Annotated in this window: 19 protein-coding genes; 4 read left to right on the top strand and 15 right to left on the bottom strand. The window is 53.1% G+C overall.

Annotated elements, in window-relative coordinates; all coding sequences use genetic code 11:
• Positions 1-86 precede the first annotated feature (86 nt).
• From artM to G4551_RS15360, 5 genes are all read right to left on the bottom strand, one after another.
• Positions 87-755 (bottom strand): arginine ABC transporter permease ArtM, encoded by a 669-nt coding sequence (gene artM, locus G4551_RS15380; protein WP_003840185.1) that lies wholly within the window; start codon positions 753-755, stop codon positions 87-89.
• Complete coding sequence (gene artQ / locus G4551_RS15375; RefSeq protein WP_003027301.1) at positions 755-1,471, bottom strand: arginine ABC transporter permease ArtQ; 717 nt, start codon at positions 1,469-1,471, stop codon at positions 755-757. The genes artM and artQ overlap by 1 nt, the downstream gene beginning before the upstream one ends.
• A 6-nt stretch (positions 1,472-1,477) precedes the next feature.
• Positions 1,478-2,209, bottom strand: coding sequence for an arginine ABC transporter substrate-binding protein ArtI (gene artI, locus G4551_RS15370; RefSeq protein WP_003027298.1), 732 nt, complete (start codon positions 2,207-2,209; stop codon positions 1,478-1,480).
• Positions 2,210-2,225: 16 nt separating this feature from the next.
• A complete protein-coding gene (gene artP, locus G4551_RS15365; RefSeq protein WP_003027295.1) occupies positions 2,226-2,954 on the bottom strand; it encodes an arginine ABC transporter ATP-binding protein ArtP in 729 nt (242 codons plus the stop codon).
• A 225-nt stretch (positions 2,955-3,179) separates the two neighbouring features.
• Positions 3,180-3,695, bottom strand: coding sequence for a lipoprotein (locus G4551_RS15360; RefSeq protein ID WP_003840189.1), 516 nt, complete (start codon positions 3,693-3,695; stop codon positions 3,180-3,182).
• A gap of 126 nt (positions 3,696-3,821) precedes the next feature.
• Between G4551_RS15360 and G4551_RS15355 the strand changes: the two genes are divergently transcribed.
• Complete coding sequence (locus G4551_RS15355; protein WP_001160725.1) at positions 3,822-4,145, top strand: heavy metal-binding domain-containing protein; 324 nt, start codon at positions 3,822-3,824, stop codon at positions 4,143-4,145.
• Positions 4,142-4,972: an N-acetylmuramoyl-L-alanine amidase gene (locus G4551_RS15350; RefSeq protein WP_003027275.1), complete on the top strand. Its 831-nt coding sequence runs from the start codon at positions 4,142-4,144 to the stop codon at positions 4,970-4,972. The genes G4551_RS15355 and G4551_RS15350 overlap by 4 nt, the downstream gene beginning before the upstream one ends.
• Positions 4,973-5,077: 105 nt before the next feature.
• On the opposite strand, the gene G4551_RS15345 is transcribed toward G4551_RS15350, so the two are convergent.
• The 4 genes from G4551_RS15345 to poxB all read right to left on the bottom strand — a co-directional run bounded on the left by G4551_RS15345 (position 5,078) and on the right by poxB (position 10,386).
• Positions 5,078-6,091: an NAD-dependent epimerase/dehydratase family protein gene (locus G4551_RS15345; protein WP_003840192.1), complete on the bottom strand. Its 1,014-nt coding sequence runs from the start codon at positions 6,089-6,091 to the stop codon at positions 5,078-5,080.
• Between the two features lie 97 nt (positions 6,092-6,188).
• A complete protein-coding gene (locus G4551_RS15340; RefSeq protein WP_003840194.1) occupies positions 6,189-7,619 on the bottom strand; it encodes an SDR family oxidoreductase in 1,431 nt (476 codons plus the stop codon).
• A 10-nt stretch (positions 7,620-7,629) separates the two neighbouring features.
• Positions 7,630-8,631, bottom strand: a complete 1,002-nt coding sequence (ltaE, locus tag G4551_RS15335) for a low-specificity L-threonine aldolase (protein WP_003840196.1) — start codon at positions 8,629-8,631, stop codon at positions 7,630-7,632.
• A 36-nt stretch (positions 8,632-8,667) separates the two neighbouring features.
• Complete coding sequence (gene poxB, locus G4551_RS15330) at positions 8,668-10,386, bottom strand: ubiquinone-dependent pyruvate dehydrogenase (protein WP_003027264.1); 1,719 nt, start codon at positions 10,384-10,386, stop codon at positions 8,668-8,670.
• Positions 10,387-10,539: 153 nt separating this feature from the next.
• Between poxB and G4551_RS15325 the strand changes: the two genes are divergently transcribed.
• Positions 10,540-10,974, top strand: a complete 435-nt coding sequence (locus G4551_RS15325) for a DoxX family protein (protein ID WP_003840198.1) — start codon at positions 10,540-10,542, stop codon at positions 10,972-10,974.
• A gap of 76 nt (positions 10,975-11,050) precedes the next feature.
• Here G4551_RS15325 and G4551_RS15320 read toward each other — a convergent pair whose 3' ends face one another.
• From G4551_RS15320 to aqpZ, 5 genes are all read right to left on the bottom strand, one after another.
• Entirely contained in the window at positions 11,051-12,664 is a 1,614-nt protein-coding gene (locus G4551_RS15320; protein WP_003840200.1) for an FAD-NAD(P)-binding protein, read from the bottom strand.
• A gap of 199 nt (positions 12,665-12,863) precedes the next feature.
• The gene (gene hcr / locus G4551_RS15315; RefSeq protein WP_003027256.1) at positions 12,864-13,832 is read right to left on the bottom strand and encodes an NADH oxidoreductase; all 969 of its coding nucleotides are present in this window, start codon (positions 13,830-13,832) and stop codon (positions 12,864-12,866) included.
• A gap of 10 nt (positions 13,833-13,842) precedes the next feature.
• Entirely contained in the window at positions 13,843-15,495 is a 1,653-nt protein-coding gene (gene hcp / locus G4551_RS15310) for a hydroxylamine reductase (RefSeq protein ID WP_003840204.1), read from the bottom strand.
• 155 nt (positions 15,496-15,650) lie between these two features.
• Positions 15,651-16,550 (bottom strand): LysO family transporter, encoded by a 900-nt coding sequence (locus G4551_RS15305; RefSeq protein WP_003840206.1) that lies wholly within the window; start codon positions 16,548-16,550, stop codon positions 15,651-15,653.
• 144 nt (positions 16,551-16,694) lie between these two features.
• On the bottom strand, positions 16,695-17,390 hold the full coding sequence (gene aqpZ, locus G4551_RS15300; RefSeq protein WP_003840208.1) for an aquaporin Z: 696 nt from the start codon (positions 17,388-17,390) through the stop codon (positions 16,695-16,697).
• Positions 17,391-17,761: 371 nt separating this feature from the next.
• Here aqpZ and G4551_RS15295 point away from each other — a divergent pair, with 371 nt between their 5' ends.
• Positions 17,762-19,420 (top strand): ATP-dependent endonuclease, encoded by a 1,659-nt coding sequence (locus G4551_RS15295; protein ID WP_003840210.1) that lies wholly within the window; start codon positions 17,762-17,764, stop codon positions 19,418-19,420.
• On the opposite strand, the gene G4551_RS15290 is transcribed toward G4551_RS15295, so the two are convergent.
• A complete protein-coding gene (locus tag G4551_RS15290) occupies positions 19,417-20,364 on the bottom strand; it encodes a VirK/YbjX family protein (protein WP_032941235.1) in 948 nt (315 codons plus the stop codon). The genes G4551_RS15295 and G4551_RS15290 overlap by 4 nt on opposite strands.
• Positions 20,365-20,491: the final 127 nt, after the last annotated feature.

Below are 20,491 nucleotides of genomic sequence, written 5' to 3'. Positions count from 1 at the left end.
CCGGATGGCGGTGCTAGCACCTTATCCGGCCTACAAAAGGTGCATGAACCGTAGGCCTGATAAGCGTAGCGCCATCAGGCATATGCTTAATTCCGATGTTCAAACGCCAGCGCTTTACGCTCTATTAAGCGCATCATCAGCGTCAGCAAGCCGTTGACGATCAGGTAAATCACACCCGCAGCACCGAATACCATAACGTCATAAGTACGGCCGTACAGCAGCTGGCTATAACCCATGACTTCCATCAGGGTGATGGTGTAAGCCAGTGAGGTACTTTTAAATACCAGCACCACTTCGTTGGAATATGAGGAGAGGGCGCGTTTAAAGGCGTACGGCAACAGAATCGCCAGCGTATCCTTTTTGCTCATCCCCAATGCACCGCAGGACTGCCACTGGCCTTCCGGGATTGCACGGATAGCGCCGTAGAACAGTTGCGTAGTGTAGGCCGCACTGTTTAACGACAGCGCAATTAAGGCGCATAACCAGGGTTCAGAGAGCAGATGCCACAGTACCGGATATTCTTGCAATGCCGGAAACTGTCCTGGTCCGTAGTAGATCAGGAAGATTTGCACCAGCAGCGGTGTACCGGTGAACAGCGTGATATAAGCGCGAACCAGCCACACCAGTACCGGCGTTTTCAGCGTCAGGATGACGGTGAAGATCAGCGCCAGTACCAGAGCAACCACGATGGAGGCGACCGTCAGCGTCAGGCTTGTATGCAGCCCTTTCAACAATTCAGGTAAATACTCAAGCATCAGCCTGGTCTCCGCTCAAAACGTGTCGCGCGCAGGTCAATGCGTTTGAGAATATACTGACTCACCAGCGTAATCACCAGGTAAATAGCGGCCGCCACAATGTACCAGGTAAACGGCTCCTGGGTACGGGTAGCGATGCTCTTGGTTTGCAACATCAGATCGTTCACGCTGATAAGGCTGACCAGCGCGGTATCTTTCAGCAATACCAGCCACTGGTTACCCAGTCCCGGTAAGGCATGACGCCACATCTGCGGCATCACCAGACGAAAGAAGATCGCGGCTTTAGACAAACCTAACGCCTGACCTGACTCCCATTGCCCGAGTGGCACGGCCTTCAGCGCGCCACGCAGCGTTTGCGACGCGTAAGCGGCATACAGCAATGACAGTGCAATGACACCGCACAGGAACGGGCTGACGTCGAAGTTTTCGATCTGCATCTGAACCGGGATTTGTACAAACCCGAGATTGATCGTAAAGCCATCGGCCAGCGTCAGCAGCAGTTGTGAGGAGCCGAAATAGATAAACAGAACCACCAGAATTTCTGGCAGACCGCGCAGGATGGTGACCAGGGCCGAGCCCGCCCATGCCACCGGGCGCCATTTTACTGACTCCCAGACGGCAAAAAACATGGCGAGCGCAAGGCCAATGATCAGCGCACAAACGGCAAGGCCGACGGTCATCCCGGCGGCGCTTGCTAAAGGAAAAAATTCATTCATCAAATATTACTTCTGGAACCATTTGTTGTAGATGGTCTCGTAAGTCCCATCTTTCTTCACTTTTTCCAGCGCAGCGTTAAATTTCTGCTGCAGCTCGGTATTGCCCTGGCGCACAGCGATGCCCAGACCAGTACCGAAGTAATCTTTATCCGTGACTTTGTCGCCAACCGCGGCCAGTTTTGGATTGTCTTTCAGCCACTCTGTCACTACTGCGGTATCACCAAAGACGCCGTCAATACGACCGTTTTGCAGATCGAGTTTGGCATTCTGATAGCTGTCATACGGCACGGTAGTCACTTCCGGATGTTTATCCATGATGAATTTCTGGTGCGTCGTTCCGTTTTGAACGCCGACTTTTTTGCCTTTCAGCTGATCAATGCTGGTGTATTTACCCTGTTGGCCAACAAACAGCGCAGAGTTGTCGTAGTAAGGGGTGGTGAACAGAACCTGTTTTTCACGCTCAGGCGTGATGTCCATACCGGCCATCACCGCGTCAAAACGACGGAATTTCAGGCTCGGGATCAGGCTGTCGAAGGCCTGATTGGTGAAGGTACAGGTAGCGTCAATCTCTTTACACAGCGCATTCGCCAGATCAACGTCAAACCCTACGATCTTGTTGTTAGCATCGATCGATTCAAACGGAGGATAAGACGCTTCGGTGGCGAAACGAATGGTTTGGGCTGCGGTAGCGGAAAGGCTAAAACCTGCGATTAGCGCGGCAATCAGAACTTTTTTCATTGTATTGTCCCGAATCTTAGTGAGAAAGATAGTTTTTAAACGCTTCGGTTTGCGGGTTGGCAAAGCAGCTCGCATCCCCAAACTCGACGATATGACCGTTTTCCATGTACACCACGCGACTGGCCGTTTTACGAGCAACTTCCACTTCGTGGGTGACGATCACCTGAGTAATATTGGTTTCCGCCAGCTCACGAATGATGCTGACGATTTGGGCGGTGATTTCCGGGTCAAGCGCTGCGGTAGGCTCATCAAACAGCAGCACCTGTGGTTCCATCATCAACGCGCGGGCAATGGCCACACGCTGCTGCTGGCCGCCGGACAGATGCAGTGGATAGCGATCGCTGTACGGCTTCAGACGCAGTCGTTCCAGCAGTTTCTCGGCACGCGCCATCGCTTGCTCTTTTGTCAGACCTAGTACGCGGCAGGGCGCTTCAATCAGGTTCTGCACCACCGTGAGATGCGGCCAAAGATTATATTGCTGGAAGACCATGCCCACGTTTTGACGCAGATCCCGAATGGCTTTATCTGACGGGGTTTTCGTGAAGTCGAAACGGTTACCCGCAATAGAGAGCGTGCCCGAGCGCGGCATCTCAAGCAGGTTGAGTACGCGCAGTAGCGAGCTTTTCCCGGCTCCACTTGGGCCAAGTAACACCAGTGTTTCACCCTGAGGGCAATCCAGCGTGATATCGAACAGCGCCTGATGTGCGCCGTAGAAGCAGTTAATGCCGTTTAATTGAATACTCATTGACACTCGATACTGGCAGTCTGATAGCTATTGAAGCCGCAGATACTACCTTTGACAGAATAGTTATGCAATATTTATGCGTTAAAAGTTAAATGCAAACCGCATTCTTCTCTAAACATAGCACAAAATAGCGGGGCCACCAGTGGGCAAGAATAATTGTCGGCATTCTATGCAGAATGCCAGACAATTAATGGGGGTTATGATTTGGGCGAGTAAATGGCGCGATTAACGGTTTTCGACAGACTGGCGCAACGTCCCGGCTGGCGCGTGTACGCTGCCGCCCAGATAGCGGACATCATCAACGACCCAGCACTGGCCTTCGCGGATCATCAGCACTTCATCACGCCAGCTCTGGTCACCCTGTTTCAGCTCTACGCGTAGCGGAATGTTGCGTGCATCACTATTCGGAATAGTCGATGCGCTGGCGACGCTGGCACTGTCCGGTAACGTAGCCCGACTGGAGAACGGATCGCTGTTAAACAGGTCGCGGTATGCATTATCGCGGCTGGCGTCGGTCAGCAGTTTAGCCAGGTTGTCGCTAAGGTATGGACGAAGTGGGGTAAGATCATTGTTTCGATGCTGAATACGGTAATCATAGAATTGTTGAGCCACGCTGTCTGGCCCGCCTTCTACGCATGAACCGCTACGCGTGCCGTTATCTTTATAGACCGGCGTCACGGTCGTACAGGCGCTGAGAAGGAGTGCACAGGGAACCAGCAGAGAGAGTTTCGAGTAGCGCATAATGATTTCCTTATTAGCTTTCTACTATTAGTGTTCTACGTTGATAGAATATATCCTTTCAATGATAGTGGATCGGTTCGATAATGCTTTTGAGATCGTGCTCTTAGCGCAAAAAGGAGATTAACCATGCAGTTTTCGACTACCCCTACGCTGGAAGGGCAGAGCATCGTGGAATACTGCGGTGTTGTGACTGGCGAAGCCATTTTAGGCGCGAATATCTTCCGCGATTTTTTCGCCGGCATTCGCGATATTGTCGGCGGTCGCTCCGGCGCGTATGAAAAAGAGCTGCGTAAAGCGCGTGAAATTGCTTTCCAGGAGTTGGGCGAACAGGCCAAAGCGCTGGGTGCTGATGCGGTGGTCGGTATTGATATTGATTACGAAACCGTGGGCAAAGACGGCAGTATGCTAATGGTGAGCGTCAGCGGTACCGCGGTGAAAACTCGCCGATGAAGCGTCTGTTGTGTCTGCTGGCATTTACGCTGTTGCTGGTGGGATGTGCTGGCGAAAAAGGGATTGTCGACAAAGACGGGTATCAGTTAGATACCCGCCGTCAGGCACAGGCTGCTTATCCACGCATTAAAGTGCTGGTTATCCATTACACGGCCGATGATTTTGACTCTTCTCTGGCTACGCTGACCGATAAAAACGTCAGCTCGCACTATTTGATCCCGGCTGTGCCGCCGCTCTACCACGGCAAACCGCGTATCTGGCAACTGGTGCCGGAAAAAGATCTGGCCTGGCATGCGGGGATTAGCTTCTGGCGTGGCGCTACGCGTATTAACGATACCTCAATTGGCATTGAGCTGGAAAACCGCGGCTGGCAAAAATCGGCAGGGATAAAATATTTTGCGCCGTTTGAACCCGCGCAGATTCAGGCGCTGATCCCATTGGCGAAAGATATTATCGCCCGCTACGACATAAAACCGCAGAACGTGGTAGCCCATGCGGACATCGCGCCGCAACGTAAGGACGATCCTGGACCGCTTTTCCCATGGAAAGTGCTGGCCGAACAGGGAATTGGCGCGTGGCCGGACACTCAGCGCGTAGCGTTTTATCTTGCCGGGCGAGCACCTCATACGCCGGTAGCAACCGAATCTTTACTCGATCTGCTGTCGCGTTACGGCTATGAGATAAAATCTGATATGACGCCGCGCGAACAGCAGCGGGTGATTATGGCCTTCCAGATGCACTTCCGCCCGACGCTGTGGAACGGCGTGGCGGATGCGGAAACTCAGGCGATTGCCGAAGCGTTACTGGAAAAATACGGGCAGGGTTAACGCAGAACACCAATGCCTGATGGTGCTTCGCTTATCAGGCCTACGGCTAATTTAGGCTGGATTTTGTAGGCCGGATAAGGCGCTTGCGCCGCCATCCGGCAATGGTTAACGCGGCAGCTTACCGTGGTCGCGCAGCCAGGCCGCGGTACGTTCAATCCCTGCATCCAGCGTCACAATGGGCTGATAACCCAACTCTTCCTGAGCGCGGGTAGTATCCAGCGTAAAATCAAAATTTAGCTTCGAGACGCCGTAATGCGTCAGCTTTGGCTCTTTTGCCGATTTATTGCCTAAGCGCTCCATGCTGCGGGCAATCATGTCCAGCATCGGGTAGGGAACGGAGCGGATCCGACAATCAATATTCAGCTCGTCGATGAGTTTCTGCACAATGCTGCGCAGAGTGCGATGCTCGCCGTTGGTAATGTTGTACGCGCGACCTGACGGCAGCTTATCGCAGGCTTGCTGACTTGCCAGCCACATCGCGTGCACTGCATTTTCGTAGTAGGTCATATCTACCAGCGCACTTCCGCCGTGCGGCAACAGGATGCTGCCATAGTGGTACATCATATGGGCCAGGCGCGGGATAAAGACCTTATCGTGTGGTCCGAACAGGCTTTGCGGACGCAATACCGTAAAACGCGTCTGCGGGTTGGCCTGCGCCAGCAACGCGATCACGTCTTCGCCAGCTGCTTTGCTGCGGGCAAATTCATTGGCGAAGCGGTGCGGGCGAAAGTCCTCTTTGATATCGCGATGGTGGTGATAATCAAAATAGAGCGACGGCGAGGAGATATGAATGAAGTTGCGAACGCCCCAGGCTACGGCCCACTCGCCCAGACGGCGAGTTGCGCGAACGTTGGCCAGATCGAAGGCTTCCTGAGTTCCCCACGGTGAGGTAAAACTGGAGCAGTGCCACAGCGTGTCGATGCCGGCAAGCATCACTTTTGCTTGCGAAGAAACCAGCTCGGTCAAATCCGCATGCACAAATTCTGCGCCCATTTTCTCCAGCAGCTTGCCCATCGCTTCGTTGCGACCGGTGGCTCTGACGCTGACGCCTTTGCTGCATAAAAACTCAACCGCGTTTCGGCCCAAGCCGCTGGTGGCTCCGGTAACCAGTACCTTCATATCAATCCACTGTGTTTAAAAAACGTCGTGCGCATTCTTCCGTGAAATACGCCTGTATGCAATGGGAAACATGAAAGAATACAGGCTCTTTTTATCATTAGTCTGTGATTTGTTCTGCAAGTTTGGCTATACGCTTCGCCATCCCCCTGAAAATGAACAGGTGGGCGGGGATCATCAACAGCCAGTAGAAGAGGCCAGGCATACCGTGTGGATGCCACCAGGCGCGTACATCAATGCGTCGATGATCGCCTTTATCTTCCAGTGTGAAACTCAGGCGACCCAATCCCGGCGCTTTCATCCCAAACAGCAGCGTCAGCTGTTTCTCCGGCTCAACGATGATGACTTTCCAGCTATCAACGGTGTCGCCAACTTGCAATAGTGGGTGTTCGGGACGACCTTTTGCCAGCTTATGGCCGACCAGCAGGTCCAACGCCGCGCGCGTCTTCCATAGAATATTGCCAAAGAAATAGCCTTCTTTGCCGCCGAGTCGATTCACTACCTGCCACAGTGCTTTTTTGCTGGCGGCGGTTTCAACGCTAAAGCCAGCTTGTTTGGCGAAATAGCCATATTCTGGACGCCAGCGGGCAAACGCCTGTGCGTCGTAACCCCAGTCGCTGGAGTTGACCAGCTTTTCTTCTTCCTTCAACGTACTGCGCACCGCGTCATCAAAGGCAATCAGCTTTTGCGGGATCAGCGCACGTAGTTCGGTGTCATCGGCCAGCAGGTCGTGTTTTAAGCCCTGGATCAGCGCCTTGGCCGTGGTTGGCGGCACTGACGTAATGACGTTTAAAAACCAGACCGAAATCCAGCGGGTAGGGAAGGGGATGGGGATGAGCAGGCGATGTTTACCGCTGACCGCCATAAAATGCTCGAACTGTTCCTGATAGCTCAACACCTGCGGGCCGGCTGCTTCGAGTACGCGGTGATGTTGCGTGGGATGATCCAACAACGCCACCAGGTAGTACATCAAATTCTCCAGCGCGATGGGTGTGGTACGTGAGCGCACCCAGCGCGGAGGGGTGAGTACCGGCAGGTTGTAGACCATGTCGCGCATCACTTCAAAGGCAGCGGAACCTGCCCCCACGATAATGCCCGCACGCAATTCCGTCATTGGCACGCCTGATTCACGCAGAGTATCTGCGGTTATCTGTCGCGCACGCAGATGATCGGATTGTTCATGCCGGGGAGCCTGTAATGAGCTCAGGAAAATAAGCTGTTTGACCGCTGTATTACGCAGTGCATCGCGGACGTTCATCGCCACCTGACGTTCGTGGGCGATAAAATCACCGCCTTCACCCATGCCATGGACCAGGTAATAAACCGTATCAACACCCACCAGTAGCGGGGTGAGGTTATCTGGCCAATTCAAATCGACCTTATGGCAACTGACGTTGGCCAGTTGCTGCTTTTCCAGTCGTTCAATGCGACGTGCCGCAGCCAACACCTGATGCCCTTGCTGACTGAGCGCCTGTACCAAATGCTGACCAATGTAGCCACTGGCGCCAAGAACCAAAATCCGTTGCGGCACGCCCATCTCCTTATTGGGTTAAAAAAGTGCGCCAGTGGGCGACGACTTCAGCAAGTTGTTCACGTGATACGTCAAGATGCATCACCAGGCGCACAATCGGGGAGGCGTTAATCAGCACACCCTGCGCTTTCATATATTCACCCAGCGCGGCCGCGTGCTCTTCGCCAACGCGCACAAACAGCATGTTGGTGTCGTGGCGCATGACGTCCGCCCCTGCTTCGCGCAGTTGCTCCGCCATCCAGGCGGCGTTGTCATGGTCTTCCTGCAAACGCGCCACGTTATTTTTCAGCGCATACAGTCCGGCCGCCGCCAAAATACCCGCCTGGCGCATGCCGCCGCCGGTCATTTTGCGCCAGCGAATGGCACGCTTGATGTACTCGTGGCTGCCGACCAGCAGCGAGCCTACCGGCGTTCCCAGACCTTTGGAAAGACAAATGGTGAACGAGTCGCAGTATTGCGTGACATCTTTAAGCTCACAGCCATAGGCGACGATGGCGTTAAAAATACGCGCGCCGTCGACGTGCAGGGCAAGATTGCGCTCCCGGGTGAATTCCCAGGCCTCTTTCAGATACTCGCGCGGCAGCACTTTTCCGTTATGCGTGTTTTCCAGACTGAGCAGACGGGTGCGGGCAAAATGGATATCGTCTGCTTTGATTTTTGCTGCCACTTTGTCCAGCGGCAGGGAGCCATCCGGCGCGGCATCGATGGGTTGCGGTTGAATGCTGCCGAGCACCGCTGCGCCACCCGCTTCGTAGAGATAGTTATGCGCGCCCTGACCGGCGATATACTCTTCGCCGCGCTGACAATGGCTGAGCAGTGCAACCAGGTTCGCCTGAGTGCCGGTAGGTAAGAAAATGGCGGCTTCTTTGCCAGAAAGCTCGGCCGCGTATTGCTGGAGGGCATTAACGGTAGGATCATCACCGTAGACGTCGTCCCCGACCGGGGCGGCCATCATCTCTTCGAGCATGGCGCGACTGGGTCGGGTGACAGTATCACTGCGTAAATCAATCACGGGCATTCCTTTTTAAGTGAGGTAATGCCCTCTGTTTTACCTGAGCCAGTTAGTTTTCGCCAGTTCGATCACTTCATCACCGCGTCCGCTGATGATTGCGCGCAGCATATACAGGCTAAAACCTTTGGCTTGTTCGAGCTTGATCTGCGGCGGGATCGCCAGCTCTTCTTTCGCCACCACCACATCGACCAGCACCGGACCGTCAATTGACATCGCCCTTTGCAGCGCCTCATCAACCTCTGAAGATTTCTCCACGCGAATGCCCGTGATGCCACAGGCCTCGGCAATCCGCGCGAAATTCGTGTCGTGCAGTTCGGTGCCGTCAGTCAGATAACCACCAGCTTTCATCTCCATCGCCACAAATCCCAGCACGCTGTTGTTGAAGACAATAATCTTCACCGGTAACTTCATTTGTACCACCGACAGAAAATCGCCCATCAGCATGCTAAAGCCGCCGTCACCGCACATTGCCACAACCTGACGTCCTGGTTCGGTCGCTTGTGCGCCGAGTGCCTGCGGCATGGCATTAGCCATCGACCCGTGGTTAAACGATCCGAGCAGGCGACGTTTGCCGTTCATTTTCAGATAGCGTGCTGCCCACACCGTTGGCGTGCCAACGTCGCAGGTAAAGATGGCATCGTCAGCGGCAAAGTGGCTGATCTGTTGCGCCAGATATTGCGGGTGAATGGCTTTATCGCTGGGTTTGGCTAAATCATCCAGCCCTTTGCGCGCCTCGCGGTAGTGCTCCAGTGCTTTGTCCAGGAACTGCCGCTCGGTTTTCTCTTCCACCAGAGGTAGTAGGGCACGTAACGTGGATTTAATATCGCCTACCAGCGCCATATCAACTTTACTGTGCGCGCCAATACTCGCCGGATTGATATCAATCTGAATAATTTTGGCGTCGGTGGGGTAGAACGGGCGATAGGGGAACTGGGTGCCGAGCAGGATCAGCGTGTCGGCATTCATCATGGTATGGAAGCCGGATGAAAAGCCAATCAGCCCGGTCATACCCACGTCATAGGGGTTATCGTACTCAACATGCTCTTTCCCGCGCAGAGCGTGCACGATCGGGGCTTTAATTTTAGCCGCAAACTCAACCAGCTCTTTATGCGCACCGGCGCAGCCGCTGCCGCACATCAGGGCGATGTTGCTGGAGTAGCGCAGCAGTTGCGCCAGTTTTCTCAGCTCTTCCTCTTCCGGGGTGACTACCGGGAGCGGCGCATGATACCAGTGCGTGGTGGCGCTTTCAGGGGCGGGCTTCAGCGCCACGTCGCCGGGTAATACCACCACGGAGACGCCACGGTTGAGCACCGCTTTACGCATAGCTATAGCCAGCACCTGGGGGATCTGCTCAGGGCTGGAGACCAGCTCGCAATAGTGGCTACATTCACGGAACAACTCTTGCGGGTGGGTCTCCTGAAAATAACCGCTGCCTATTTCACTGGATGGAATATGCGCGGCGATTGCCAGCACCGGAACGTGGTTGCGGTGGCAATCAAACAGGCCGTTAATCAGGTGCAGGTTGCCAGGCCCACACGAGCCTGCGCAGACGGCCAGCTCGCCCGTCAACTGCGCTTCAGCGCCCGCGGCGAAGGCCGCAACCTCTTCATGACGGGTTGGCATCCAGTCAATTGTTCCCATACGATTCAGACTATCACTCAGACCATTTAGCGAGTCACCCGTTACACCCCAAATGCGTTTTACGCCAGCCTGTTCGAGTGTTTTAGCAATAAAAGCGGCAACCGTTTGTTTCATGGTTTTCCTTCTCCTCTAATGTGATACCGGTTACAAGTTTAGATGAAGATAATCGTTATGCTTCTCATTTCCCCCTTATTTCCGGCAGGTTTCATTTAACCTGTATTAAGCGTAGTTTGTTATTGGACATGGTGAAACAAGGAATAAATTCAAATGGTTATAAAACTATTAAATTCAGTTAACCGGGTACTGACTCACGAAGATTTTGGCAAGTTTTTGTTACGCCTTGCCGTCGGTGGGCTGATGCTGTTTCATGGGCTGCATAAACTGTTTGCTGGTATTGATGGCATCAGCGGCATGTTGATAGCGAAAGGTTTCCCGGGCTTTATTGCGTACGGCGTTCTGCTGGGAGAGGTTGTAGCGCCGTGTCTGATTATTCTAGGCATCCTGACGCGTCCGGCGGCGTTGGGGCTGGCGTTTACGATGGTTGTGGCATGGCTGATGGTCGGGATGGGCGAAACCTGGACACTGGATAAAACCGGTGCATGGGCGATTGAAAGTCTGGTGTATTTCTTCATCGGCGCGCTGGCCGTGGCGTTTTTGGGGGCGGGGCGTTACTCCGTTGCAGGAAATTCTGCCTGGCGATAGTTACCATTTGAGAGTCAATACCGAGGCGGGGGTGCGCTAACGGTTTGCCCGCCTCGTCGTTCAATCTGTCGCTAATCTATATGTCATCACTGTTCCATAGTTTGTGCCGACGTCTCAGCGCTCGCTGCGTCAATGCCCTTGCCATCGCGGCGCCTATTTCAGCACTGACAACCAGTCCCTGAATAAACGGACGATCGTGCATCAACCACGGCAGCCCGCCAAAAGCGATGCGATTGCGGGCGTTTTCCGGCGCTTGCAGCGTGTAATCTTCGCCGATATCCGGGATCTCATCGCCACAGGCCAGCAGTTGATCGCGTAGCGTTGGGAAAGGGACATCTTTGCTCTGCAATGCCCGTTGCCCTCGGGCGTCAATAAACACATCGAATTCGCTGCGTCGACCGTGGTGGTAAATTACCGTCATTTCCTGCTCATTCGTACGCTCATAATCCGCACCAAGTGTGAGGATCTCAATCAGCCCGGCGTCGTGCAGCGCCAGCAGTCGGCGGACTGATTCAGACGGGATTGCCGCATAATTGTCGATAAACACGCGCGCCAGTCCACGCTTAAAGCGCTTTTCATCAGACGGATCAAGATGTGGGACGATCTCTTCGATTACCTCGTGTAGCCGCAGCAGTGTATAGCGCCACGCGACGGTACGCTGTTCCTGTTTGTTGCGTTCAACTTCAATCAGGTTGCGCTTCGCCCATTCAAAAGGATCGTGCTCAAGCCTGTCGGCAAAGTAGGCCTCGGGGAATGTATCGGCGTTGAGCGTCTCAAGTGCTATCTCTTGGCTCCATTGCGGGGCTGCATCTTGCAGTTGTTGTACAATAATCCGGAAAATGCGGTCCAGTAATCCTTTTTGCCCATGGACAATGACGTCTTCAATTGCTTCAGGCGTTGCGATGTTCAACGATTCATAGGGCAGAGGGCAGTAAAAATCCGCTTCAGGCAGCACACCGCTGCGCGACATTAGGGTCAGCTTCAGGCTTTGGCTGTCGGATTTACAGATAAACTGGAGTGCGTTATCAGCCCCGGTGGTGAAGGCACCGTGTTGGCAGGCCACGGCCATCGCTGCGTCAATCGCGCTGAGCGAGGTGCCGAGAATTCCTACCCGGCAAGCGCTAATCTGGACGTCCATTAGACCTGTCCACGGGCTGGGAAAAAACCTCCGTGTCTGTACATCCGTTTCAGGCCACAGATGACCAGTGGCAATAGCGGCGAAGTCCACCTCGACAGGCTGTGAAGCATGATTGATCCACAGAGAGACCCCATTCGGGTTTGCGCACAGGTCGGTGACTTCGCTTGATTCGTTTATGCTAATCGCGAAGCCTGAGCCTCGCGCTTTCTCGACGATAGCGAATAAACGATCGCGATAATAGTCACCGAGGATCACGCGGGGCAAAAATTGCCGTTCATGCAAAGAATTACGTTCAATCCGAAACTGCGCCAGATAGTCATCACTTTGATTCTGTAGCCACGTCAGATAACTGATATAAATCGGTGGGATCTCTATGCTGGCTATATTTGCCAGCATGAAGTCTGCGTTGTTGTCGCTGTTATAAGGCATGCCAACGCCCGCCTGTTCAGCTTGCTCATAAAGCTCTATTTCCAGCGGTTCACCGCGCTCAACCAGGGCATGAAACGTATAAATGCCGGTGGGACCGACGCCGACAATGGCCACTTTTTTCATGGGGATCCTTGTAGAAAGTTCGACGTGGTAGTCCTGGATTATGCTTAATCTGCGAAGGGTAAGTGTGGTCGATAATTTACGGGGGAAGGAGGTATTTTGCCGGGGAGAGTGAAAATATCAGAATTTTGCAGCGCCTGAGAGCATAAAAAAGGCCACCCGGTACAGCCAGGCAGCCTTTTGCACATCAGATACCGGCCAATTACGCCAGCACTAAATCACCCTGCGGATGGCAGGAACAGGCCAGCACATAACCTTCAGCGATTTCTGCGTCGGTCAGCGTCATGGTGCTGCTGACCGTGTAGTTACCGTCAACCACTTTGGTTTTGCAGCAGCCGCAAACGCCTGCACGGCATGCGGCGACAACCGGAACCTTGTTGCTTTCCAGCGCTTCCAGCAGCGTACTGCCCACCGGCGCATAGAACTCTTTCGCCGGCTGTAGCTTAGTAAACTTCAGACCACTGGTGGCGGCTTCGGCAACAGGTGTGAAGAACTGCTCTTTAAAGAAGCGCGTCACACCCAGTGCTTTGACTTCTTTCTCGACCAGATCCATATACGGTGCCGGGCCACAGGTCATCACTGTACGCGAGGTCAGATCCGGTACGCTTTTCAGCAGTTCGGTAGTCAGTCGGCCAGAAACAAAACCTTCGGTGGCATTGTTTTCAGCAACTAATGTCACCGGATATTCACGCCACTCGTCGGCAAAAATGACATCTTGCGGCGAGCGAACGTTAAAGATTACCTGTACATCCGCTTGCGGGCGGTACTTTGCCAACCAGCGACGCATTGACATGATTGGCGTAACGCCACAGCCTGCGGCCAGCATCAGGAACTTGTCTTCCGCTTTATCTTCACAGGTGAACTCACCCATGGCATCGGACAGCCAGATATAGTCGCCGCGCTTCACGTCGCGGGTTAGCCACTGTGAACCTGCGCCATCGTCAATCCGGCGGATGGTCAACGTAATGTACTCGCTAACGCCCGGTGTTGAGGAAATGGTGTAAGCACGCAGCGTATCCGCTGAATTACGTACGCTGACCAGTGCATACTGCCCGGCGCGGTAAGGATAATAATCGTGGCACAGCAACGAAATTGTCCATACATCCGGCGTTTCCTGATGGATGTGGTGAACCTGCATCCGCCATGGGCACTGATGAGTTGGCATTGTCATTCTTTACTCCTTACGCGCTCAGCAGTTGCTTCATGTCTTCTTCAACGGTGGTCACGGAACGCAGACCAAATTTCTCGTTGAGAACTGCCAGCAAATCCGGTGTGAAGAAACCAGGCGCAGTCGGGCCAGTGACGATGTTTTTCACGCCCAGAGACAGCAGGGTCAGCAGAATAACAATCGCTTTCTGTTCGAACCAGGAGAGCACCAGAGACAGCGGCAGATCGTTCACGCCACAGCCCAGTTTCTCTGCCAGGGTGACCGCCAGGATAATGGCAGAGTAGGCATCGTTACACTGACCGGCATCGACCAGACGCGGCAGACCTTCGATATCGCCGAATTCCAGTTTGTTGAAACGGTATTTACCGCAAGCAAGGGTCAGAATCAGGCAGTCGTCTGGTACGCTGGTGGCGAAGTCGGTGAAGTAGTTACGTTCACCACGTGCGCCGTCACAACCGCCAACCAGGAAGATGTGACGCAGTTTTTCGCGGCTCACCAGGTCGATCAGGGTATCAGCAGCGCCCAGCAGGGTCTGACGACCGAAACCTACGGTGATCAGGTGCGGAATTTCACTGTACGGGAAGCCAGCCATCTGCTGCGCCTGTGCGATAACCGGACCGAAATCGTCACCTTCAAGGTGGCTCACGCCCGGCCAGCCGACGATGCTACGGGTCCAGATACGGTCGTCGTAGGCGCCAACGGTTGGGTCGATGATGCAGTTAGAAGTCATCACGATTGGGCCAGGGAAGCGGGCGAATTCAACCTGCTGGTTCTGCCAGCCGCTGCCGTAGTTACCGATTAGGTGTTTGAACTTACGCAGTTCCGGATAGCCGTGTGCTGGCAGCATTTCACCGTGGGTATAAACGTTAACACCGGTGCCTTCAGTCTGCTCAAGCAGGTTGTACAAATCTTTCAGGTCGTGACCGGAGATCAGGATGCACTTACCTTCGGTTGCTTTTACGTTGACCTGAGTCGGGGTCGGGTGACCGTATTTAGTGGTTTCACCGGCGTCCAGAATGCTCATCACTTTGAAGTTCATTTGGCCGATTTCCATTGAACACTCCAGCAGAGCGTTCATATCGGAAGGCCAGGTACCCAGCCACGCCATGATTTTGTGGTACTGAGCATAGATATCGTTGTCGTACTGACCAAGAACGTGGGCGTGCTCCATGTAAGCTGCCGCACCTTTCAAGCCGTACAGACACAGCAGACGCAGGCCGAGGATATTATCGCCGATGGTCGCTTTGTCTTTATTCGGGGTGAATTCAGCGGCCTGACGTTGCAGGTCGCCCAGATCGTCGCTGACCAGTTGCAGATCGGCCATCGGGTTGGTGACAGCTGCGTTCGCGTCGATGTTCAGGCATTGTGCTTTCAGGGCGTCTCGCATGGCGATAGCTTCACGGGCATAGCCAACAATACGCGGGGAATCGAAGTTTACGTTAGTCAGCGTGGAGAAGAACGCACGCGGCGCAAAGTTATCAACCTCATGGTCGATGATGCCGTATTCACGTGCTTTAACAGCCCATGCAGACAGACCTTGTAGGGAAGCAATCAGCAGATCCTGCAAATCGGAGGTTTCAGCCGTTTTACCGCACATACCCTGCGCGTAAGAGCAGCCGTTTCCTGCCGGAGTACGGATGGTTTGTTCACATTGCACACAAAACATGGTCACACCTTTTAAAGTTATATTTAATATACATGTTTAAGATTATGCCTGTGCGCGTAGGGATAAAAGGGATTTCTGCTACTACTTGCAGGGAGATTGATTTAGCGCAATTTTGGCGGTAGCTGACTACCGCCAGAGAGGTATTTGCCCGAGCGTCAGGCGGAGAAAAACGCCATCAGCAGAGGCACTAACAGACTCAAAATAAAGCCGTGGACGATGGCTGCCGGGACCATTTCCAGGCCGCCGCTGCGTTGTAAAACGGGCAGGGTGAAATCCATTGATGTCGCGCCGCATAATCCCAGCGCGGTAGAGCGGCTGCGGCCCACCATTCCTGGAATCAACATAATGGCGATCAGTTCACGGGCCAGGTCGTTAAAGAAGGCGGCACTACCAATTACGGGTCCGAACGATTCGGTCAACAGAATACCGGACAGGGAATACCAGCCAAAACCTGATGCCATCGCCAGCGCGGTTTTCAGCGGCAGACCGAGGATCAATGCATTGATAACCCCCGCCAGCATCGAACTGGCGACGACGACGATGGCTACGATCATCCCCCGACGGTTCAGCACAATTTGCTTTAAGGTCATACCGCTGTTGCGCAGTTGGATCCCCACCAGGAACAGTAAAAAGATTAACGTATATTCGCTGGCTTCGGTGGCATGCTGCAGAATGGGAAGCCCAGTGAGGCCGAGCAGGAAACCGATGACGACGACGCCGCAAAGCTGGAGCGACTCAAGCGCCATTGCAATTCGCGAGGGGAGTTTTTCTTGCTTGTGGTTGTGTCTCCAGGGCAGCGAACGCTCCAGCCAGAACAGCGCCGCAATATTACACAGTATAATGACCGTCACGCTGACCGCAGAATAATGAAGAATAGCTAACAGGTTGCTGGCGAGATTATCCAGAAACGCCAGGCTAATACCCATAAAAAAGAGAATAAGGTAGACGATCCAGCTCAACAGGCGATTGATAAGTTGTAATGCAGTCCTGTGCCGGAGCGGAATAAGGTAGCCCACAATAAGGGGAACCAGAATGATTAACAGCCCTGAAAACATGAAAACCAGATCCTTGCTGAGAAGTAAGACGAAATGCGCTAGCACACACTACTCAAAGCAAAGAGGGGAGTAAAGTTGCAAATAAAAGGAAATATAGAGAGGATAAAAAAGACCTGACTTGCGCCAGGCCTTTTTTGTTAGCGATTAATCGCGTTTTTCCAGCAGAGTGCGGTAAATAAGGCCGCCGAGTACCCCACCGATAATCGGCATAACCCAGAAGAACCACAATTGTTGCAATGCCCAGCCGCCCTGGAAAATGGCTACTGCGGTACTACGTGCCGGGTTTACGGAGGTGTTGGTGACTGGAATACTGATCAAGTGGATCAAAGTTAACGCCAGACCAATTGCGATAGGTGCAAAACCTGCCGGAGCATGTTTATCGGTCGCGCCGTGGATCACTAATAAGAAGCCTGCGGTCAGAATAATTTCAATGACGACGGCAGAAAGCATGGAATAACCGCCTGGTGAATGTTCACCAAAGCCGTTTGATGCAAAACCACTGGCCGTTGCATCAAAACCCGCTTTACCGCTGGCAATAAGATACAGTGCCGCTGCTGCAACAATACCGCCTACAACCTGAGCAATAACGTAACCAATAACATCTTTTGCCGGGAAACGACCGCCAGCCCATAAACCGAAGGTTACCGCCGGGTTAAAATGCCCACCTGAAATATGACCCACGGCGAATGCCATGGTTAATACGGTCAGGCCGAATGCCAGCGCGACACCGGCAAATCCAATTCCCAATTCCGGGAATGCGGCTGCCAGCACTGCACTACCGCACCCACCAAAAACGAGCCAAAACGTACCGAAGAATTCAGCTGCTAATTTCCTGAACATAACCACCTCAATTAAAAGTTCCGGGTTCGTATTCCTTGCCCGGTAATTCATCGCTAAAAGGGACGATGATGAAAGAGCGGGTATTTTAGAAAAAAATATCATCCCTTCGCCAGTTAAATTGATGAAAAAATTTGATTTAAGGCAATATGTTGCGATTCCTTTTTGAATCTTGGGTGAATGAAGCATAGTCCAATTAGCGAAAGGACGATGATTAAGTTCTGAAATTATATTCAGGAGAAAACATAAGAAGAATATTCTTATTTTTTTTGCTTTTGCGATTCACGCCAGATTGATATCGGGTGTCCTGAGCCCCCGCTTGCCGTTATACTCCTGATAACTTGAAGGAAAAAGTTAGCATTTCCGGAGGCTATATGATTCTCGAACGCGTTGAGATTGTTGGATTTCGTGGTATTAACCGTCTGTCGTTGATGCTGGAGCAGAGCAACGTGCTGATTGGGGAGAACGCGTGGGGTAAATCCAGTCTGCTGGATGCCTTAACCCTGCTGCTGTCGCCGGAGCCAGACTTGTATCATTTTGTCCGCGAGGATTTCTGGTTCCCGCCGGGCGACATACAGGGCCGGGAACACCACCTGCACATTATCCTGACGTTTCGTGAATCCCAGCCGGGGCGTCACCGGGTACGTCGCTATCGCCCTCTGGAAGCCAGCTGGACGCCGTGCCAGGATGGCTATCACCGCATTTTTTATCGTCTGGAAGGCGAGTGTGCGGATGACGGTAGCGTTCTGACCTTGCGCAGTTTTCTTGACGGCGACGGCCATCCATTACCTCTCGATGACATTAACGATCAGGCGCGGCATCTTGTGCGCCTGATGCCGGTACTGCGTCTGCGCGACGCGCGATTTATGCGCCGGATCCGCAACGGTACCGTGCCGGATTCGGCGGACGTCGAAGTCACCGCCCGCCAACTGGATTTTCTGGCGCGTGAGCTGGCTACCCGACCGCAAAACCTGACCGACGGACAGATCCGCCAGGGGTTATCGGCCATGGTGCAGTTGTTGGAGCACTATTTTTCCGAGCAAGGGGCTGGCCAGTCCCGCTACCGTCTGATGCGCCGTCGCTCCAATAACGAACAACGGAGCTGGCGCTATCTGGACATTATTAACCGCATGATTGATAAACCCGGCGGACGTACGCACCGGGTTATTCTGTTGGGCCTGTTTTCGACCCTGTTGCAGGCCAAAGGCACGCTGAGGCTGGATAAAGACGCCCGACCTTTATTGCTGGTGGAAGATCCGGAAACGCGTTTACATCCCATCATGCTGTCGGTGGCCTGGCACTTGTTGAATTTACTGCCTCTGCAGCGAGTGGCGACAACCAATTCCGGTGAGCTGTTGTCCCTTACGCCCGTGGAACATGTTGTTCGTCTGGTTCGTGAATCATCCCGCGTCGCCGCCTGGCGGCTGGGGCCGGGTGGGATCAGTGCAGAAGATGGTCGGCGAATCGCATTTCATATTCGTTTTAATCGTGCGTCATCGTTGTTTGCCCGCTGCTGGTTGCTGGTAGAAGGCGAAACGGAAACCTGGGTTATTAACGAACTGGCCCGTCAGTGCGGACATCACTTTGATGCAGAAGGGATTAAAGTTATTGAATTCGCCCAGTCCGGTCTTAAGCCGCTGGTTAAATTCGCCCGCCGGATGGGTATCGAGTGGCATGTGTTGGTCGATGGTGATGAAGCCGGGAAAAAGTATGCGGCCACGGTGCGCGGTTTGTTGAATAACGACAGAGAGGAAGAACGCGATCATTTAACCATGCTCCCCGCGCTGGATATGGAACACTTTATGTATCGCCAGGGGTTTGCTGATGTCTTTCACCGGGTGGCGCAAATCCCGGAGAACGTGCCCATGAACATGCGAAAAATTATCTCCAAGGCGATACATCGTTCGTCAAAACCGGATTTAGCCATTGAGGTAGCGATGGAAGCCGGGCGGCGCGGCGTTGACGCAGTGCCAACGCTGCTGCGAAAAATGTTTTCCCGCGTGCTGTGGCTGGCACGCGGCAGAGCGGATTAGTGGTGAAACATCGACGACAGCTGCGAATGGATGCTGTCCAGTAGCTGATAGCGGCGGCGGTATTCTGCGCGTTTTTTGCTGGCAATATCCGCCTCGCTTTTTCGCGCCAGCGTGCGCGGAATATGATAGTACTCGTGTCTGTCGCACTCGCCGCCAACCGATTCCCAAAATGCGTTGTAGTCGGAATGAATTACCTTATTTTTATCGTGGTAGCGTTGGCTGCGAAAGATATGCTGTTCATTGCTGACTGCCATAACATTATCGATATTCAATCGTTCTGCTAACCGGCAAATGGCTTCCATTACAATACGTTTTGGGAATATCCCGTGACAGGACTTGGTCGCTTTTTGGATTGCTTCGTGAGGAAGTTGCGCATTGCCCTGTACACCGCCAATAAATAATGTACTTTTGCCATTATATTCGCAGAACGTAAACGTCATTTTAGTCAGTACGTCGCCGTCGCCATTTTGCACCTGAATAGTGCTCTCTCCCTCTTTATCCAGCACCGGGAACATCATCATGGTTACGGTAAATATATCGCCATCTTTGCCTTCAATTTGCGCCAGTTGTAAGCCGTCATTGCTTAATAAGGCGTTAAATTCTGCGGGTAAAAATGCATGGCGGATAACATTATAATGAAAACGCACCGCGTCTAAACGCATTTTACGGGTGAAGTTTGCGGCAAGGTAAGGACGATGCAAACGCACCGGCAGTCGGGGTTGGTGGGATAGCAGGTTTTCAAGATCCGGCCATTGGGCCAGTTCTGTCATCCATTCCTGGGTGAGGCGAGGTATCAAGAGTGAGCGCCAGATAAACTTACGACGAAAGCTACGCTTATCCCAGCAATGTGCGGGACGTAAATGGCCGCTGCTCAGGCTGTAAAAAAGACCAAAGCTGGTGACGGGTTTGGTGGAAAGAAAAGTGCTTTCAGTTAGTTGACTCATAATATAAATCCGATTGATACCCTGGTACTAATTTCAGCACAGCGGATCTTAACCATTCATCAATAACTCTGTTATTCTTGCGCTTTTCAACGGCGATTTATTTAACGTTGATGTTTAGCACTCCACT

The organism is Citrobacter freundii ATCC 8090 = MTCC 1658 = NBRC 12681, assembly GCF_011064845.1.
GTDB classification, from domain to species: Bacteria; Pseudomonadota; Gammaproteobacteria; order Enterobacterales; family Enterobacteriaceae; genus Citrobacter; species Citrobacter freundii.
This window is presented reverse-complemented; position numbering and strand designations above follow the sequence as displayed.

Bases quoted from the DNA above. Each gene is read 5' to 3' on its own strand.
- artI (WP_003027298.1), bottom strand. From the start codon at position 2,209: ATGAAAAAAGTTCTGATTGCCGCGCTAATCGCAGGTTTTAGCCTTTCC.
- G4551_RS15360 (WP_003840189.1), bottom strand. From the start codon at position 3,695: ATGCGCTACTCGAAACTCTCTCTGCTGGTTCCCTGTGCACTCCTTCTC.
- artQ (WP_003027301.1), bottom strand. From the start codon at position 1,471: ATGAATGAATTTTTTCCTTTAGCAAGCGCCGCCGGGATGACCGTCGGC.
- G4551_RS15290 (WP_032941235.1), bottom strand. From the start codon at position 20,364: ATGAGTCAACTAACTGAAAGCACTTTTCTTTCCACCAAACCCGTCACC.
- artP (WP_003027295.1), bottom strand. From the start codon at position 2,954: ATGAGTATTCAATTAAACGGCATTAACTGCTTCTACGGCGCACATCAG.
- G4551_RS15350 (WP_003027275.1), top strand. From the start codon at position 4,142: ATGAAGCGTCTGTTGTGTCTGCTGGCATTTACGCTGTTGCTGGTGGGA.
- G4551_RS15305 (WP_003840206.1), bottom strand. From the start codon at position 16,550: ATGTTTTCAGGGCTGTTAATCATTCTGGTTCCCCTTATTGTGGGCTAC.
- poxB (WP_003027264.1), bottom strand. From the start codon at position 10,386: ATGAAACAAACGGTTGCCGCTTTTATTGCTAAAACACTCGAACAGGCT.
- G4551_RS15320 (WP_003840200.1), bottom strand. From the start codon at position 12,664: ATGAAAAAAGTGGCCATTGTCGGCGTCGGTCCCACCGGCATTTATACG.
- G4551_RS15355 (WP_001160725.1), top strand. From the start codon at position 3,822: ATGCAGTTTTCGACTACCCCTACGCTGGAAGGGCAGAGCATCGTGGAA.
- hcr (WP_003027256.1), bottom strand. From the start codon at position 13,832: ATGACAATGCCAACTCATCAGTGCCCATGGCGGATGCAGGTTCACCAC.
- aqpZ (WP_003840208.1), bottom strand. From the start codon at position 17,390: ATGTTCAGGAAATTAGCAGCTGAATTCTTCGGTACGTTTTGGCTCGTT.
- G4551_RS15345 (WP_003840192.1), bottom strand. From the start codon at position 6,091: ATGAAGGTACTGGTTACCGGAGCCACCAGCGGCTTGGGCCGAAACGCG.
- G4551_RS15295 (WP_003840210.1), top strand. From the start codon at position 17,762: ATGATTCTCGAACGCGTTGAGATTGTTGGATTTCGTGGTATTAACCGT.
- artM (WP_003840185.1), bottom strand. From the start codon at position 755: ATGCTTGAGTATTTACCTGAATTGTTGAAAGGGCTGCATACAAGCCTG.
- hcp (WP_003840204.1), bottom strand. From the start codon at position 15,495: ATGTTTTGTGTGCAATGTGAACAAACCATCCGTACTCCGGCAGGAAAC.
- G4551_RS15325 (WP_003840198.1), top strand. From the start codon at position 10,540: ATGGTTATAAAACTATTAAATTCAGTTAACCGGGTACTGACTCACGAA.